This window comes from Arthrobacter sp. USHLN218 (genome assembly GCF_037144715.1).
In the GTDB taxonomy this organism is placed as follows: Bacteria; Actinomycetota; Actinomycetes; order Actinomycetales; family Micrococcaceae; genus Crystallibacter.
This window is the reverse complement of sequence record NZ_JBBCYT010000004.1, coordinates 144112-158659: the sequence shown is the minus strand read 5'-3', so window position 1 is coordinate 158659 and position 14548 is coordinate 144112. Positions and strand designations below refer to the sequence as shown.

General features: G+C 66.4%; 14 protein-coding genes. 5 read left to right on the top strand and 9 right to left on the bottom strand.

All coding sequences use genetic code 11. The features are described from left to right. Nucleotides 1–9: 9 nt before the first annotated feature. The 5 genes from WFH44_RS10585 to WFH44_RS10565 form a co-directional block, all read right to left on the bottom strand. On the bottom strand, nt 10–1185 hold the full coding sequence (locus tag WFH44_RS10585; protein ID WP_336713832.1) for an MFS transporter: 1176 nt from the start codon (nt 1183–1185) through the stop codon (nt 10–12). A gap of 268 nt (nt 1186–1453) precedes the next feature. After that, nucleotides 1454–2227 (bottom strand): crotonase/enoyl-CoA hydratase family protein, encoded by a 774-nt coding sequence (locus tag WFH44_RS10580; protein ID WP_336713831.1) that lies wholly within the window; start codon nt 2225–2227, stop codon nt 1454–1456. Beyond that, entirely contained in the window at nt 2224–2892 is a 669-nt protein-coding gene (gene npdG, locus WFH44_RS10575; RefSeq protein WP_336713830.1) for an NADPH-dependent F420 reductase, read from the bottom strand. Before npdG ends, WFH44_RS10580 begins: the two co-directional genes overlap by 4 nt. A 31-nt stretch (nt 2893–2923) precedes the next feature. After that, a complete protein-coding gene (locus tag WFH44_RS10570) occupies nt 2924–3682 on the bottom strand; it encodes an SDR family NAD(P)-dependent oxidoreductase (RefSeq protein ID WP_336713829.1) in 759 nt (252 codons plus the stop codon). Nucleotides 3683–3701: 19 nt separating this feature from the next. Continuing rightward, on the bottom strand, nt 3702–4880 hold the full coding sequence (locus tag WFH44_RS10565; RefSeq protein ID WP_336713828.1) for a thiolase family protein: 1179 nt from the start codon (nt 4878–4880) through the stop codon (nt 3702–3704). A gap of 178 nt (nt 4881–5058) precedes the next feature. Between WFH44_RS10565 and WFH44_RS10560 the strand changes: the two genes are divergently transcribed. Continuing rightward, complete coding sequence (locus WFH44_RS10560) at nt 5059–5616, top strand: nuclear transport factor 2 family protein (RefSeq protein WP_336713827.1); 558 nt, start codon at nt 5059–5061, stop codon at nt 5614–5616. Nucleotides 5617–5779: 163 nt separating this feature from the next. Here the strand turns inward: WFH44_RS10560 and WFH44_RS10555 are convergent, their stop codons facing one another. Together WFH44_RS10555 and WFH44_RS10550 are read right to left on the bottom strand one after the other, a co-directional pair. Beyond that, nucleotides 5780–6520, bottom strand: coding sequence for a FadR/GntR family transcriptional regulator (locus WFH44_RS10555; RefSeq protein WP_336713826.1), 741 nt, complete (start codon nt 6518–6520; stop codon nt 5780–5782). Nucleotides 6521–6525: 5 nt separating this feature from the next. Beyond that, nucleotides 6526–7740 carry a CaiB/BaiF CoA transferase family protein gene (locus tag WFH44_RS10550; protein ID WP_336713825.1) on the bottom strand — a complete coding sequence of 405 codons (1215 nt, stop codon included), beginning with the start codon at nt 7738–7740 and terminating at the stop codon, nt 6526–6528. A gap of 260 nt (nt 7741–8000) precedes the next feature. On the opposite strand from WFH44_RS10550, the gene WFH44_RS10545 reads away from it, so the two are divergent. The 4 genes from WFH44_RS10545 (at nt 8001) to WFH44_RS10530 (ending at nt 11698) form a co-directional block, all read left to right on the top strand. Then, complete coding sequence (locus WFH44_RS10545; RefSeq protein WP_336713824.1) at nt 8001–8765, top strand: SDR family NAD(P)-dependent oxidoreductase; 765 nt, start codon at nt 8001–8003, stop codon at nt 8763–8765. 107 nt (nt 8766–8872) lie between these two features. Then, a complete protein-coding gene (locus tag WFH44_RS10540; RefSeq protein ID WP_336713823.1) occupies nt 8873–9652 on the top strand; it encodes an electron transfer flavoprotein subunit beta/FixA family protein in 780 nt (259 codons plus the stop codon). Nucleotides 9653–9666: 14 nt separating this feature from the next. Next, nucleotides 9667–10638, top strand: coding sequence for an electron transfer flavoprotein subunit alpha/FixB family protein (locus WFH44_RS10535; RefSeq protein WP_336713822.1), 972 nt, complete (start codon nt 9667–9669; stop codon nt 10636–10638). A gap of 127 nt (nt 10639–10765) precedes the next feature. Further along, on the top strand, nt 10766–11698 hold the full coding sequence (locus tag WFH44_RS10530; protein ID WP_336713821.1) for a cytochrome b/b6 domain-containing protein: 933 nt from the start codon (nt 10766–10768) through the stop codon (nt 11696–11698). Between the two features lie 632 nt (nt 11699–12330). Here WFH44_RS10530 and WFH44_RS10525 read toward each other — a convergent pair. After that, entirely contained in the window at nt 12331–13653 is a 1323-nt protein-coding gene (locus WFH44_RS10525) for an MFS transporter (protein ID WP_336713820.1), read from the bottom strand. Then, a complete protein-coding gene (locus tag WFH44_RS10520) occupies nt 13650–14504 on the bottom strand; it encodes a coenzyme F420-0:L-glutamate ligase (RefSeq protein ID WP_336713819.1) in 855 nt (284 codons plus the stop codon). Before WFH44_RS10520 ends, WFH44_RS10525 begins: the two co-directional genes overlap by 4 nt. Between the last annotated feature and the right edge of the window lie 44 nt (nt 14505–14548).

Genomic DNA, 14548 nt, shown 5'->3' with positions numbered 1-14548 from the left:
GGATGGTACTCAGCGGCGGGCTGCGTACTCCAGGATTTCCTCGTCGACTGAGAGCGGGCTGCGGAGCAGCATCCCGCCTAGCACGATGCCCGCCGCGGCCACGACGAGGAAGCAGAACGGCGCAGTCCACCCTCCGGTCCAGTCACGCAGGAGCCCGACAACTAAGGGCCCGGCAACTGAGACGAGTGCGCCATTTCCCTGCACGAAGCCGCTCAGGGCCGCGGTCATGGCCGGGGTCTGCGTCCTGGCATTGATCAAGGTGAGCATTACGGGGAACAGGCCGGTGCCCGACGCCGAGACGAGGACCCAGAGCGGCGTCAGGAAGTCCGGGGAGATCATCAGGCCGACGTAGCCGGCCACGAATGCTGCCGCGCCGACGTAGGCGAGCACTCCGGGGTTGCGCAGCCGAAGGGCGATCGCTGGAACGACGAGGGCCAACGGGCCTGCGGTCACGGCGTAGAGGGACAGGAGTATGCCGGCTTCGACACTGGAAGTGCCGGCGATGTCGGACAGAATCTCCGGCAGCCAGGCCAGCATTGCATAACCGTTGAGGGCCGAGAGTCCATGCATCAGCATGAGGCCCCAGGCCACGCGCGAACGCCAGAGCCCTGCGCCGGCGGTGCGACCGCCGGAGATAATCGCCGAACCGTCCGAGCTTTGGCGCACCTTGGACCTACCCCTGAAAACCAGGGCAATCCATGGCGGCGCCGCAATGGCTGCCGCGACGCCCCACATCAGAAGCGAAGTCCGCCATCCCGCCGCGTCCGCCACCATCGGCGAGACCGTGCCGGGGATGGCCGTGCTGACGGAGAACAGCATGGCGTAGATACTGGTCATCAGGGCAATCCGGTCCGGAAAGTACTTCTTGACCAACGCAGGCAGCAGCACGTTGCCGACGCCCATTGCGAGCATTGCCACAACGCTGCCCACCAGCAGCTGCGTGAAGTCGCTGGCCTGGGAACGGACAAGATGCCCAGCGGCCATTCCGGCGCAGGCCAGCACGAGGTTCGTTTCCAGTCGGATCCGTTGCGAGAGGAGCGGACCGAGCAGGCCGCCAGTCGCCAGCATCAGCGGGGGGAGCATGCCGACCAGTCCCAGTGCGACATCGCTGAGCGGAATATCTGCGTCGATCCGGCCAACGATCGGGGACATGGCGGTGACGGCTGAGCGCAGATTGAGCGCCACCAGCACAATGCCGGTTAGGGCCAGGGCCCTGCCCGCCCAAAGAGGGCGCGATCCCTGGGCGCTGCTCGGAGACGCGATTCCACCACTCAACGTTGCCTCCTGGGCTCGTGCCAAAGTATTGCCGCGCGGACCCAGCAGCGGGGCCGGCGGGGTTTGGAGTGCCCGCGAGCGGGCCCGCGCCCGCCCTAGAGGGAAGGTGCGGGCCGTGCGATGGCTCCATGCGGTGATGGGCGATGTGGGGCGCCCCGGGGAAGCCCGGGGCGCCTGGCTAGCTCCCTGTCCAGACGGGAACGCGCTTTTCGACGAAGGCGCGGGCTCCCTCGGCGGCGTCGTTGGACTTGCGGATCGGGTCCACGAAATCGTGCTGCCGGACGAACTTCTCCTCGACCGGCCAGTCGACGGACTCCACCATGACCTGCTTGGAGGTGGCCAGCGCGAGCGGCGCGTTCTTCGCGATTTCCTCGGCTAGTTCGAGCGCCCCCTCCAGGGCGGCGCCGGGCTCCGTCACACGGTTGACCAGATGCAGTTCGCCGGCCTCCGAAGCCGGCAGCATGCGTCCGGTAAGGACCAACTCCATGGCGTAATGGTAGGGAAGCCGGTTCGGAAGCCGCAGCAGGCCGCCTGCGTTGGCGGTCAGCCCGCGTTTAACTTCGGGTAGGCCAAAGGTCGCGTTCTCAGCAGCGACGATAAGGTCGCAGGCCAGGGCGATCTCGAAGCCGCCGCCCAGGGCATAGCCCTCCACAGCGGCGATGAGGGGCTTGCGCGGGGGTCGCTGGACCAGCCCAGCGAAGCCGCGGTCGGGAACGATCGGGATCTCGCCGCGGGCGAATCCCTTTAGGTCCATGCCGGCACAGAAGGTGCCGCCGGCGCCGGTGATGACGCCCAGGCTGAGATCCTGCCGGCTGTCGAGGAGCTCGAAGGCCTCGGCGAGCTCCTCCGAGAGCTGCAGCGACATGGCGTTCTTCGCATGCGGCCGGTTCAGGGTCAGGATCAGGATCCGGCCGCGTTCCTCGACAATCAGCGGCTGGTCTTCGCGGCTCATGCGTGCTCCTTGATGCCGGTGATAGCGAGACCCGAGCGGGTCTTGTAGCCCTTGTTGATGTTGATCAGCACGGCGGTCAGCGGCTCCAGCTGCCGGGCCAGCCGCAGGGCGCCGGCGTCGATTCCCCGCTTGCCTGTCACGGCCGCAGCGAGGTCCATGACCAGGTCCTTCGCCTCCGTGTCGTCACCGCAGACCAGGATGTCCTCGTGGTCGAGGGGACCGTCGTTCTTCCACAGAGACAGCGCAGCCACATGGTGGAAGGAGCCGACGACGGCGGCCGCCGGGACGAGCCGCTGGGCCTCCTCGGCCGCGCTCTCCTCCAGCGTCAGGCCGTAGGGGCCGTTCTGGTCGAAGCCGAGGGGATTGACGCAGCTGATGACGGTCTTTCCGCGCAGCTCGGGCGCCAGCGAGGAGACGAGCTCGGCGTGGCCGTCCCACGGGACGGCCAGCAGGACGATCTCGGAACTGGCGGCGGCGTTGGCGTTCTCGGCCCCGCCGATCGTGGCCGGGGCGCCGATCTTCGCCGCGATCTCTTCGGCCTTTTCTGCGGCGCGGGCGGCGTCGCGCGAACCGATGGTCACGGCGTGGCCCGCCATGGCCAAGCGGTACGCGAGGCCCCGTCCCTGCGGTCCTGTGCCGCCGACGACTGCGATCTTGTGCGTCATGTTCTCTTCCGTTCCCTCGTCTGGCCTGGATTTAGCGCGGTGCCATGCGGATGGCGCCGTCGAGCCTGATGGTTTCGCCGTTGAGCATGGGGTTGCTGATGATGTGCTGGGCCAAGGAGGCGTATTCCTCGGGGACCCCAAGCCGGCTCGGGTGGGGGATGCTCTGTGCCAGGGAGTCCCGCACGTTTTCCGGCAGGCGGGCCAGGATCGGCGTGTCGAACAGGCCGGGGGCGATCGTCATGACGCGGATATGCTTGCTAGCCAGGTCGCGGGCGGCCACCAGCGTCATGCCGACGATGCCGGCCTTGGCGGAGGCGTAGGGGATCTGGCCGATCTGGCCCTCGTAGGCCGCGACCGAGGCGGTCAGGACGCACACGCCGCGTTCGCCGTCGATATCTTCATTCTTCGCCATCCGCGCGGCGGTCAGGCGCAGGACGTTGAAAGTTCCGATCAGGTTGGTCCGGACCACGCCTTCGTAGGCCTCCAGCGAACCCGGATTGCCGTCGCGGTCGACCAGGCGAACGGCACCGCCGCGGCCGGCACAGTGCACCAGCGCGCGCAGCGGCGCCAGGTTCTCCGCGGCGTCGAGCGCCTCGTTGACGCTGTCCGGATCGGTGACGTCGGCCGGCACGAAGGTGGCACCGAGGTCGGCGGCTACCTGGGCGCCGGGGGAGGAGGGCAGGTCCAGGATGACGACCTTCGCGCCCTCTCCGGTCAGGCGCCGGACGGTGGCGGCACCGAGGCCGGAAGCTCCTCCGGTAACGACGACGGATGCTCCGTTTATGTTCATGGCTGTTCTCCTCGGGTAGTTAGAGACGTTCGATAATGGTCGCGTTGGCCATGCCGCCGGCCTCGCACATGACCTGGAGGCCGTATCGCTGCCGGTTGTCCTCCAGTGCGTGCAGCATGGTGGTCAGCAGCCGGGTGCCGGAGGCTCCGAGCGGGTGGCCCAGGGCGATGGCTCCGCCGCGGGGGTTGATCCTCTCGATGTCCAGATTGAAGTGGTTCTGCCACGCCAGCGGCACCGGCGCGAACGCCTCGTTGACCTCGAAGTGGTCGATTTGGTCCAGCGACAGGCCCGAGCGGTTGAGGATTTTCTCGGTGGCGGGAATGGGTGCGGTGAGCATCAGCAGCGGATCGTCGCCGACGGCGGTCATCGCGTGGACACGCGCCCGCGGCGCAAGGCCCAGTTCGCGCGCCTTGCGCTCGCTCACCATTAGGACGAGGCTCGCGGCGTCGGAGATCTGGGATGAGTTTCCGGCCGTGACCGACCAGTTCACCTGCGGGAACCGTGCTGTCAGTTCCGGCGTCTCGAAGACGGGCTTGAGCCCGGCCAGGCGCTCGGTCGTCGTGTCCGGCCGCGGTGTTTCGTCGCGCTCCACGACGGTGCCGTCAGGGTTCCTCACCGGAACGATTTCGCGTTCGAATGCAGCGGCTGAGGCTGCCGCGAGGCGGTGCGAACGGGCTGCGTACTCGTCCTGGGCTGTGCGGTTGGCGCCGAACTTGGCGGCCACCAACTCCGCCGCGACGCCCTGCGACACGAGGCCGGGGGAATAGCGTGCGGTGACGGTTGGGCCGAACGGGTCGGCTCCCGCCCGGGCGGAGCCCATCGGTACCCGGCTCATCGATTCGATGCCGCCGGCGATGACCATGTCGTAGGACCCGGAAAGGATTCCCTGGGCAGCGAAATGGACGGCTTGTTGGGACGAGCCGCATTTGCGGTCGATCGTGGCCGCCGGTACGTGGACGGGGTAGCCCGCGGACAACCAGGCCATCCGTCCCGGCGTCGCGGACTGCTCGCCGGTTTGCGAAACGCAGCCGATGAGTACGTCGTCGACTTCCCCGGGGTCGATGCCGGTCCGCTCGACCAGCGCGGTCAGCGCCTGGGCGAGCAGGTCCACCGGGTGGATGTCCGCAAGGGCGCCGCCGGTCCGGCCCCGGCCTGTCGGGGTTCGCAGCGCGTCAACGATCAGAGCATCTGTAGTCATGGGTCAACCTCCTGCATATTGCTTATCATGATTGTCATGAAGGAGGCAATGGAAAGGGTGGTGGATGACGCCGTCGATCCGCTCACCGATGCACCTAGTTTCAATTCATGTATACGGTTATATTGGATTCGCAAGGTGGGGCTAAGTAGCCAGCAATCACAAGACCGAGGAGTGGCAGATGGCAGCAACGATGGAAGACCGTGTCCGCCGGCTTGAGGACCGGGCGGAGATCCAGGAGCTCGGCATCCTGTACGGCTTCGTTATGGACGAGCGCGACGAGGACGGAATTCGCCGGATCTTTGCGGCGGATGCGACGCTGCGGTCGCAGGACGGCGTCTTCTCCGCGTCGGGAATCGACGAAATCGTCAAGACGTACATGGGGCGGTTTGCCGCCCTCGGTCCGACGAACCATTACAGCCATGGGCACGTCGTGCGGTTCGATGACACCGATCCTGACACCGCTACCGGCCTGCTGGCCTCGCATGCGGAGGTGTCGCGTAACGGCGTTGCCATGCAGGTGGCGCTCCGCTACAAGGACACCTACCGCCGCATCGATGAGCGGTGGCAGTTCGCGGATCGGCTGATGTCCTACATGTATTACCTTCCCGTGACCGAGTTGGCCGAAGGGCTGGCGGACCGCAACAGCGTTCGGGCATACGGGGACCACCGGCCGGCGGATTGGCCCGAGGCCCTCTACTCGGACGAGGGCAGCGCCTGGCTCAAGCGTTATCTCTGAGCATCGGCTGAACGCGCAGGGGCGGGCCGCGGGAGGGTTGGACAGGGTCCATACTCTTGCGGGCCGCCCCATCGCGCGCGGCGTTCTTTAGCCGTATACGACGACGACTGCCGGCGGGCCCCGTGCCTACCGCATCGGGGCCCACCGGCAGTCTGCAGGCCGCCTAGACGCGCGCGGTCCAGGAGATTGGCGTATCCAGGAGATCCGGGAACTTACGTTCGGCATAGCGCGCATATGCCGAAATGTGGTCATGCATCGCGGCGGCCGACGCCGCGGGATCGCGGGCGGCGATGGCCTCGTAGATGCCCAAGTGCGCATCGTAGACGGCCGTCCGGCGGTGTTCCGGGTAGTCGATGCCCATGGCGCTCCCGTCGAGCATGCCCAACAAGGATTCCACCAGGTAGCCGAACATGACGTTGCCGGAGCCATGCGCAATGGTGTCGTGGAAGAGCTTGTTCATCTCCAGGAATTCGGACTCGTCCCCGAGGTTCTGTCCCATGTGTTCCACGCTGAACTTGAGCTCCGCGAGCTGCTCCTTGCTCATCCGGGAGGCAGCGAGCTGGGCCATCATGGGTTCCAGACCCGCGCGGGACTCGGCGATGGTGCGGAACGGCGCATTTTCGAACTGGAGCAGCAGGGTCAGCGCGGTGGCGAGCCCGCTTCCGTCCGGTTGCTGGACGACCGGCCCTCCACCAGGCCCCGGTTTAAGCGCGATGACACCTTGGAGCTCCAGGAAGCGCAGGGACTCGCGCAGGGTTCCGCGTCCGATCTGGTACTCCTCGAGCATGGCGCGTTCCGGGGCCAATCTGTCGCCGACGTTTTTGCCGCGGCGCTGTATATCCGCAACGATTCGTTGGGCGACCAGCATGGCCGTCTTTTGGGGGCGCATCGACGTCTGTGTCATGGGCGTCAGGCCGCGCTCACCACGCCGTCGGCGCGGAGCTGCTGAAGGATGGCGGCTTCGATGCCGAGATCCCCGAGGACAGCTTCCGTATGTTCCCCTACCGCCGGCACACCGTGGTAGGAGGGTGCACCTGAACCTGCGACATGGAGGATGGGTCCCGTCATCATGGCGTTGCCGAGGATCGTGCCGGAAAGGTTGACGAGGGTACGTTCCAGGAAGTGGGGATCCTGCACGATGTCGCTGGAGTCGTTCACGGGAGCGGCGACGACCTCGTAGTCGTCCAAGGTGTCCAGGACCTTGCTGCGCGGCATCGATGCCACCCAGGACTTGACAATCTCCTGCAGCTCGGTGTTGTTCTCCATCCTGGCCGCGTTGGTGGCGTATCGCTCGTCCGTCTTCAACTCGGGCCTGCCCATGGCGTCGAAAAGCCGCATGGCGATGGTTTGGGCGGATGCCGCGATGGAGAGCCAGCCGCCGTCCCCGGCTTTGTAGATGCCGCGAGGGGATGCGGATCCGGAGGTGTTGCCCACCCGGGTCATGATGGTTCCCGTCGAGGTGTAGTTCAGCAGGGCGTCGCCGAGGATGAACATCAAGGGTTCGTACAGGGCTACGTCGATTTCCGATCCCACCCCGCTGACTTCGCGTCGGAACAATGCCATGGCGGTTCCAAAGGCGGCCGAGATGCCGGCGATCGAATCCGCGAACCCGAAGGGAGGCGCCGTGGGCGGCGTGTCCGGCCACCCGTTAAGGAACGCGTAGCCGCTGGCCGTCTCGGCAACGGTGCCGAATCCCGGTCTGCTGCTGTAGGGTCCGCTCTGCCCGAAGCCGCTGACTCGTGTCAGCACCAGGCCGGGGTTGATCTTGGACAGGACGTCATAACCCATGCCCCAAGCCTCAAGGCGTCCCGGGCGGAACGATTCGATGACGACGTCGGCGCCGCGGATGAGGTCGAGGGCGATTTCCCGCCCTGCTTCGCGCCGCAGGTCGATTCCCACGGAACGCTTGCCGGTGTTGAGGCGTGCGAACCCGAGTGCGAGGCCGTCTTTTTGCGGTTGCCATTGCCTGGCCATGTCCCCGCTGGCGGGATCCTCGACCTTGATGACCTCGGCGCCGAAATCGCGCAGCATGCGGCCGGCGGTGGGGGCGGCGTACATCGAGCCCAGTTCCACAACCCGCACACCTTCAAGCAGGCGGGGGGTTTCCATCTTGGGCTGGTCCATGGCAGCCTCACCCTCTTTCGTTCCGTCCGTTACAAGAAAATAGTAATAATGATAATGGATTAGCGGGGCGCAAATGGCAATGGCTGCCGGAAATCCGAGCCCGGACTCCGGCGGCTTCCGGTGCGACTCTTCCCTGCGGGCTGATCTAATTAATGATTATCATAGTAATGTAGCGGTGCGGCACCGCCTCGCCGTTCGGTCAGCGACTCGTGCGTGGACGGCCGCCAAGCCCAGGAAAACCACTTAGCCAAGGGGAAAAGATGCCTACTGAAATCCCGAACGCCTTCGATCTCAAGGACCGTGTCGCCCTCGTGACCGGCGGGAGCAGGGGATTGGGCCGCGCCATGGCCCTCGGCCTGGCCCGGGCCGGGGCCGATGTCATTATAGCCAGCCGTAAGGGCGAGGCCTGCGAGGAATTCGCCCGTGAAATAGAGGCCGAAACCGGCCGGCAGGCCATGGGCTACGGCGTGCATGTCGGCCGATGGGATGATCTGGAGTCCCTCGTGGATGCATCGTATGAGCGATTCGGGAAAGTCGACGTCCTGGTCAACAACGCCGGCATGTCCCCCCTCTATGAATCGGTGGACTCTATCAGCGAGGAGCTTTTCGACAAGGTGCTCGACGTGAATCTCAAGGGGCCGTTCCGGTTGTCGGCCCTCGTCGGGACAAGGATGGCGGCGGCCGGGGGCGGGTCCATCATCAATATTTCGAGCGCGGCGGCGGTCCACCCCAAGCCCCACGTCCTGCCATATGCGGCGGCCAAGGCCGGGCTGAATGCCCTGACCATAGGGCTCGCGCACACTTTCGGGCCCACGGTGCGATGCAATGCCATCATGGCCGGAACGTTCTTGACCGACGTGAGCAAGGCTTGGGACGAGGAGGCATTCGCGCAGCGTGCGCAGGCGTTCGCCCTGAAGCGCGGGGGCCGTCCAGAGGAGATTGTCGGTACTGCGCTCTACCTCGCCAGTGATGCGTCGAGCTACACCACCGGGTCGATCGTGACGGTCGATGGCGGTCAACCCTAGGATGAGCGCCCGAATTAAATAATCTATGGTCATGATATGCATCGTTCTGATAAGGTGCTCATAACGCCGAGATACTCGCTGGAATGGACGCAACAAGGAGTGAAGCAATGAAGATCATCGTCCTCATGAAGCAGGTGCCGGACACATATGGAGAGCGCCGGCTGGACACCAACACCGGTCGGGTAGACCGCGAAGCGTCCGAAGCTATCGTCGATGAAATCAGTGAACGCGCCCTCGAGGTCGCGCTCCGCTACAAAGATGCCAACAAGGGAACGCACGTCACGGTGCTCTCGATGGGACCGGCGTCGGTTACCGCGGGCCTGCGCAAGGGCCTGTCCATGGGAGCGGATGCCGCCATCCATGTGCAGGATGACGCGTTGGTCGGAGCTGACATGGGTACCACCGCCTCGGTCCTTGCGGCCGCGCTGGCACGCAATGAATACGACCTTGTCGTCGCAGGCAACGAGTCCACTGACGGCCGCGGCGGCGCCATCCCGGCCATGGTCGCCGAGCACCTGGGCCTCCCGCATTTGAGCTTCCTTGACACCGTCGCGTTTTCCGCAGGCGAGATCGCCGGGGAGCGCGCCACGGAATACGGCACCCAGGACGTTCGGGCCGCGCTGCCCGCAGTCGTCTCGATCACTGAACGTGCGGCAGAGGCCCGGTTCCCGAACTTCAAGGGCATCATGACCGCAAAGCGCAAGCCGATGAGCGTGGTTTCGCTGGCCGAACTCGGACTGGAGCCGGCCACGGTGCCGGCGGGGGCACGCTCCGTCGTCCTGGCCACCAGCGAACGTCCCGCCCGCGCCGCCGGCACCAAGATCGTCGACGAGGGGAACGCGGGCGAGCAGCTCGCCGACTTCCTGGCCGCCAACCGCCTGATCTAACGGAGGAATCGAATATGTCCAACGTACTCGCGCTCATCGAAACTTCGCCGGATGGTGAGGTTCGCAGCACCGCCGCCTCGGTTATCGCCGCGGCCGCCAGGCTCGGCACCCCGGTTGCGGTCGTGGCCCTGGCGCCAGGATCTTCCGACGGGATCGCCGCACAGCTCGGATCGCTCGGCGCCGTGAAGGTCTATGTTGCCGAAACGGAGCAGGCCGGCCGCCTGCTGGCTACCCCGCAGGTCGAGGCCCTCGCCGCCGCCGCGGCGGAACTGGAGCCGTCCGCGGTCGTGGCCGTCAATTCGGTCGAAGGCCGCGACGTTGCCGGCCGGATCGCCGTGCGGCTCCGCGCCGGACTGGTGACGGACGCCGTCGACCTGCGTCTTGAAGGAGACCGCGTCATCGCCGCCCATTCCGTTTTCGGCGGCGCCTTCAACGTCGAATCCACAGTCGAGGGCGGGCCTGCGGTGATCACCATCCGCCAGGGTGCGATCGAAGACCGCGCCGTTCCGGCATCGTCCGAGGTCATCACCGCCTCCGTGGCTGCGAACGCCGCAGCCTCGGCGGCCATCGACAACGTCAAGGACGCCGTCATCACCTCAAGCCGCCCTGATCTTCGCGGCGCGGACAAGGTTGTGTCGGGCGGCCGTGGCCTGGGCTCCAAGGAGAACTTCGTTCTCGTCGAGCAGCTAGCCGACGCGCTAGGAGCCGCCGTCGGCGCCTCCCGGGCGGCGGTGGACGCAGGCTATGTGCCCCAGTCGTACCAGGTTGGCCAGACCGGCACCTCCGTTAATCCGCAGCTCTACGTGGCGCTCGGCATCTCCGGGGCCATCCAGCACCGTGCCGGGATGCAGACGTCGAAGACCATCGTGGCCATCAACAAGGACCCGGACTCGCCGATTTTCGAGATCGCCGACTTCGGCGTGGTCGGCGACGTCTTCGCAGTCGTGCCCCAGCTTGTCAAGGCGATCGAGGCCCGCGCGAGCTAGCCTGCAACCTGCCGGCGCTCAGCCCCGGCGGTCCCGGCCGGCGCTGTGCCGGCCGGGACCGCCGCAGCGCCTCCGTTCCAATTCGCCCTCGGACGGGAACGTCCATCCCAGAGAGACACGAAGCCTCATGTCTACATCGACTCCGACAAGACCTGCGACTCCCAAGAACAAGTGGTTCAAGCTGGTCTGGATCCTGCCCGTCCTCCTCGTTGCACTCCTTGCTGTCGTCCTCGTGGCCAAGGGCCTGCGCGAGCTTCCGGCCGTCCAGTCCTTCCTGGCGGACTACCCCGGGGAATCGGAGCTGCCCCACGGCGCGCCTGTCGGGTTTCCCGCGTGGCTGGGGTGGCAGCACTTCCTGAACGCCCTGCTGATGCTGCTGATCATCCGCTCCGGCTGGCTGGTCCGCACCGTTACCCGGCCGCCGGGCTACTGGACGCGCAACAACCGCGGGTTCATCAAGACCAAGAATCCGCCGCAGAAGATGAGCCTGCACCTCTGGTTCCACCTGAGCCTCGACGTGCTCTGGGTACTTAACGGGCTCATCTTCTACGTCCTGCTCTTCGCCACCGGGCAGTGGACCCGCGTGGTCCCCACGAGTTGGGATGTCTTCCCCAACGCCGTCTCCGCAGCCCTGCAGTACGCATCGCTGGACTGGCCGCTGGAGAACGGCTGGGTCAACTACAACGCGCTCCAGCTGCTGACCTACTTCGCCACGATCTTCATCGCCGCGCCGCTTGCCATCATCACCGGGCTGCGGATGTCCTCGGCGTGGCCGAAGCAGGCCGGCATCAACAAGGCCTACCCGATCGAGCTCGCCCGGGCGGTGCACCTGCCGGTCATGTTCTACTTCGTCGCCTTCATCATCGTCCACGTCACGCTGGTGCTCACCACCGGTGCCCTGCGCAACCTGAACCACATGTACGCGGCAAGGGACGACGGCGGGTGGCTCGGTTTCTGGTTCTTCGCGGCGTCCCTCGTGGTCATGGCAGGGGCCTGGATCGCCGCCCGGCCCATCCTCCTACGCCCCATCGCCTCCCTCACGGGATCCGTGACCCGCTAGAAGGAGGCGGCAAGCGGAACGCGCTCCAAGGGCCGGGTCCAAATCTTCAAACAGGCTGAAAGTAGAGCCAGGCGTAATCCGCCTGGCTCTACGTGTGCGAGCCGTGTTTATTGGGTAACGGGGGAAGCTGCCCCGTGGTCCCACTCGAGGGCCGACCAGCACAACCTCTGCCGTCCCTCGGGTGCCAACGCCACATGCGATAGGGCTTGAGGCGCTTCGCCCGGTATTTTCTGCACGGGCAGGAAGATGCTGCGGTGCCGGGACCGCAGCAGGGCTACCCCGGCAGCGTCCGGCCGCTGGCCCTGCGCTTCGACGATCGCATCGGCTCAATGGCCTGCCCGACGAGCCGCGCACCATGGGTGCCAGCCGTCACCGGAAGGTGCAGCGCGTGAAGGATCGGCGTGTCAGGCAGGGGGAGTTTGTGAGGGATCGCTGTGTCGCGCGAGGAAGGGGCAGGCGGGGAAGGGCCTGTGAGGGATCCGCCGTGTCGGGCGTGGAGCGGTCCGTGAAGGATCGCGCCTGAGGCCGGCGCGGCGGCGAGCCGCGGGAGGCACGGCAGATGGCCCGCACAAAGGCGGGGCCGGGGCACGATGCCCAGGCCCCGCCGTCGTCGGTCCGGTGATGCAGTTGGCTCAGCCCAGCGCCTCGCCGGGCTTAGCGTAACTGCGGATGGTGAGGAGCGTGACCAGCGTGATGGCGGCCGCGCCCATGAGGAAGTAGGACGGCGAACGGGCGTCTCCGGTCTGCATCACGAGAAGCTGGACAAGGAACAATGCCGTTCCGCCGAACACCGCGCCGCCGATGTTGTAGCCGATCGCGAATGTCGCCATCCTCGTCCGCGAAGACGTGAACTCGGTGAAGAAGCAGATTGTGACCGCGACGGCGCCGCCCAGCCCCACCGCCATGATGCCGAGGGCAACGATGACCAGGGCAAGCGAACCTGAGGAGAGCAGGACGAAGATCGGCCAGCTAAGGAGCAGGAAGAAGGCGGCGGAGGCAACGGCGACCTGCTTACGGCCGAAGCGGTCGGACAAGAGCCCGATTACCGGGTGCAGGGCGACACTGACCACCAGGCCGATTGTGGTGGCCAGGAAGGCATCCTGGCTGGAGAACCCCTGCCCCTTGAGGTACGTCGGGAAGTAGGACAGGAAAACGAAGTTCGCCGAGAAGGTCAGTGCGACCACTGCAGTGCCTTGGACGATCAACCAGGGTGTCTCGAACAGGGCCTCGCGCAGGGGACGCTTGGACAGTTCGCCCTCACGCCGGAGCTGGACGAAAACCGGGCTCTCCTCCAGCTTTAGCCGCAGGTAGATGGCCACACCACCTAACGGAAGGGCGAGCAGGAACGGCACCCGCCAGCCCCACACGTCGAACGCGTCGCCCGGGGCCCATGCCGTGACCAACAGGACGACGGCGGAGGCCATGAGGAAGGAGAACGTCGCACCGCTCTGGAGGAAAGCGGTGTAGAAGCCGCGGAGCTTGGGCGGCGCATGCTCGGCGATGTACGTGACCACGGAGATGACCTCACCGCCGGCTGAGAAGCCCTGGGCCAGCCGCAGGAGCACCAGCATGACCGGGGCGGCGACGCCGATGGCAGCCTCCGTGGGGAGCACGCCAACCAGGAATGTGCTGATGGAGATCGTGGTCACCGAGATGACCAGGACGGTCCGCCGGCCTACGCGATCGCCGAGCGGTCCGAGGACCAAGCCTCCGAGCGGCCGCATCAGGTTGGCGACGCCGAAAACGGCGAAGGCTGAGAGGATGCCGAGAGCCGGATCGTCGGAGGGGAAGAAGACGCGCGCGATCGACGCTGCCAGCAGTCCGTAGAGCGCGTAGTCGTAGAATTCGACGACCTGTCCGGCCACGCCGCCGGCGACTATGCGCCGGATGTCTTTCCTGGAGGCGGAGCCTGCACGGCCTCGGGACGTCTCGGAAGCGGATACTCCGGTTGTCATTTGCTGCTCCTTACAGACGACATAGACGCCGCCTTTTCCGGAAGGTCAGTTGGCACCCGTTGCAGGGCTGCCGTTGCTGCCTGTCCGTCGGAGAATCCCAACGCGTAGGCTTCGTCGCTGCCGAGCCTGAACATGTCATTTTCGGCCGGTCGGACCAACCCGCGAGCCGTGCCGGATTGGCCGGCGTTGTCGGGGTCGGGGAGCACGAGGTGGCCCAGTCCGCGGACGAGGGCTACGGGCCGGCCAGCCGCCTTGCCCTTGACGAGGTCTGCTGCGCCCGCGATTTCATCGCCGACGGCGGCGGCGGAGACAGCGAGAAGGTTGCCGTGGGTGTCGAGGGTTCCCCTGTAGTCGTCGAGGACGCGGATGCCTGCGGCACCTATTGCGGCGTCGGTCTGCCCTTCGCGCCAGGGCCGGCCCAACGTGTCGCTGAGGATCACGCCCAGGGCCACGCCGAAGCGTTGGCGCAGGGCGTCGCAGAGCCGCCGGGCGGAGGCGTCGGGGTCCTGGGGCAGCAGCAGGATGGTGCCGTCGGGGGTGTTGCTGTTATCCACCCCGGCGGCGGCCATTACCAGCCCGTGCCGGTTTTCGACGATCCGGGTGATGCCGCCGGGATGGGTCCGGCTGGCGACCAGGCGTACGGTTTCGGCGGTTATGGCCGCTTCCCGGTCCGCGGCGGCCACGTGGCGGCCCTCGGCCTTGGAGACGATCTTGCTGGTGACCACGAGGATGTCGCCGTCATGGATGCCTTCCACGGAGGCGGCGAGGGCATCTCCGATCAGGGTAGCCAAATCGTCGCCGGGTCCGATTTCTGGGATGCCGTCGGGTGCGGTGATGGAAAGACCTGACATGTGGACGCCTTTGTGAGGAGTGGGTCGGGGGAGTGGGAAGGGCG

Coding starts and splice junctions, on each gene's coding strand:
- WFH44_RS10545 (WP_336713824.1), top strand. CDS start 8,001: ATGCCTACTGAAATCCCGAACGCCTTCGATCTCAAGGACCGTGTCGCC.
- WFH44_RS10570 (WP_336713829.1), bottom strand. CDS start 3,682: ATGAACATAAACGGAGCATCCGTCGTCGTTACCGGAGGAGCTTCCGGC.
- WFH44_RS10580 (WP_336713831.1), bottom strand. CDS start 2,227: ATGAGCCGCGAAGACCAGCCGCTGATTGTCGAGGAACGCGGCCGGATC.
- WFH44_RS10525 (WP_336713820.1), bottom strand. CDS start 13,653: ATGACAACCGGAGTATCCGCTTCCGAGACGTCCCGAGGCCGTGCAGGC.
- WFH44_RS10560 (WP_336713827.1), top strand. CDS start 5,059: ATGGCAGCAACGATGGAAGACCGTGTCCGCCGGCTTGAGGACCGGGCG.
- WFH44_RS10550 (WP_336713825.1), bottom strand. CDS start 7,740: ATGGACCAGCCCAAGATGGAAACCCCCCGCCTGCTTGAAGGTGTGCGG.
- WFH44_RS10565 (WP_336713828.1), bottom strand. CDS start 4,880: ATGACTACAGATGCTCTGATCGTTGACGCGCTGCGAACCCCGACAGGC.
- npdG (WP_336713830.1), bottom strand. CDS start 2,892: ATGACGCACAAGATCGCAGTCGTCGGCGGCACAGGACCGCAGGGACGG.
- WFH44_RS10530 (WP_336713821.1), top strand. CDS start 10,766: ATGTCTACATCGACTCCGACAAGACCTGCGACTCCCAAGAACAAGTGG.
- WFH44_RS10535 (WP_336713822.1), top strand. CDS start 9,667: ATGTCCAACGTACTCGCGCTCATCGAAACTTCGCCGGATGGTGAGGTT.
- WFH44_RS10540 (WP_336713823.1), top strand. CDS start 8,873: ATGAAGATCATCGTCCTCATGAAGCAGGTGCCGGACACATATGGAGAG.
- WFH44_RS10520 (WP_336713819.1), bottom strand. CDS start 14,504: ATGTCAGGTCTTTCCATCACCGCACCCGACGGCATCCCAGAAATCGGA.
- WFH44_RS10555 (WP_336713826.1), bottom strand. CDS start 6,520: ATGACACAGACGTCGATGCGCCCCCAAAAGACGGCCATGCTGGTCGCC.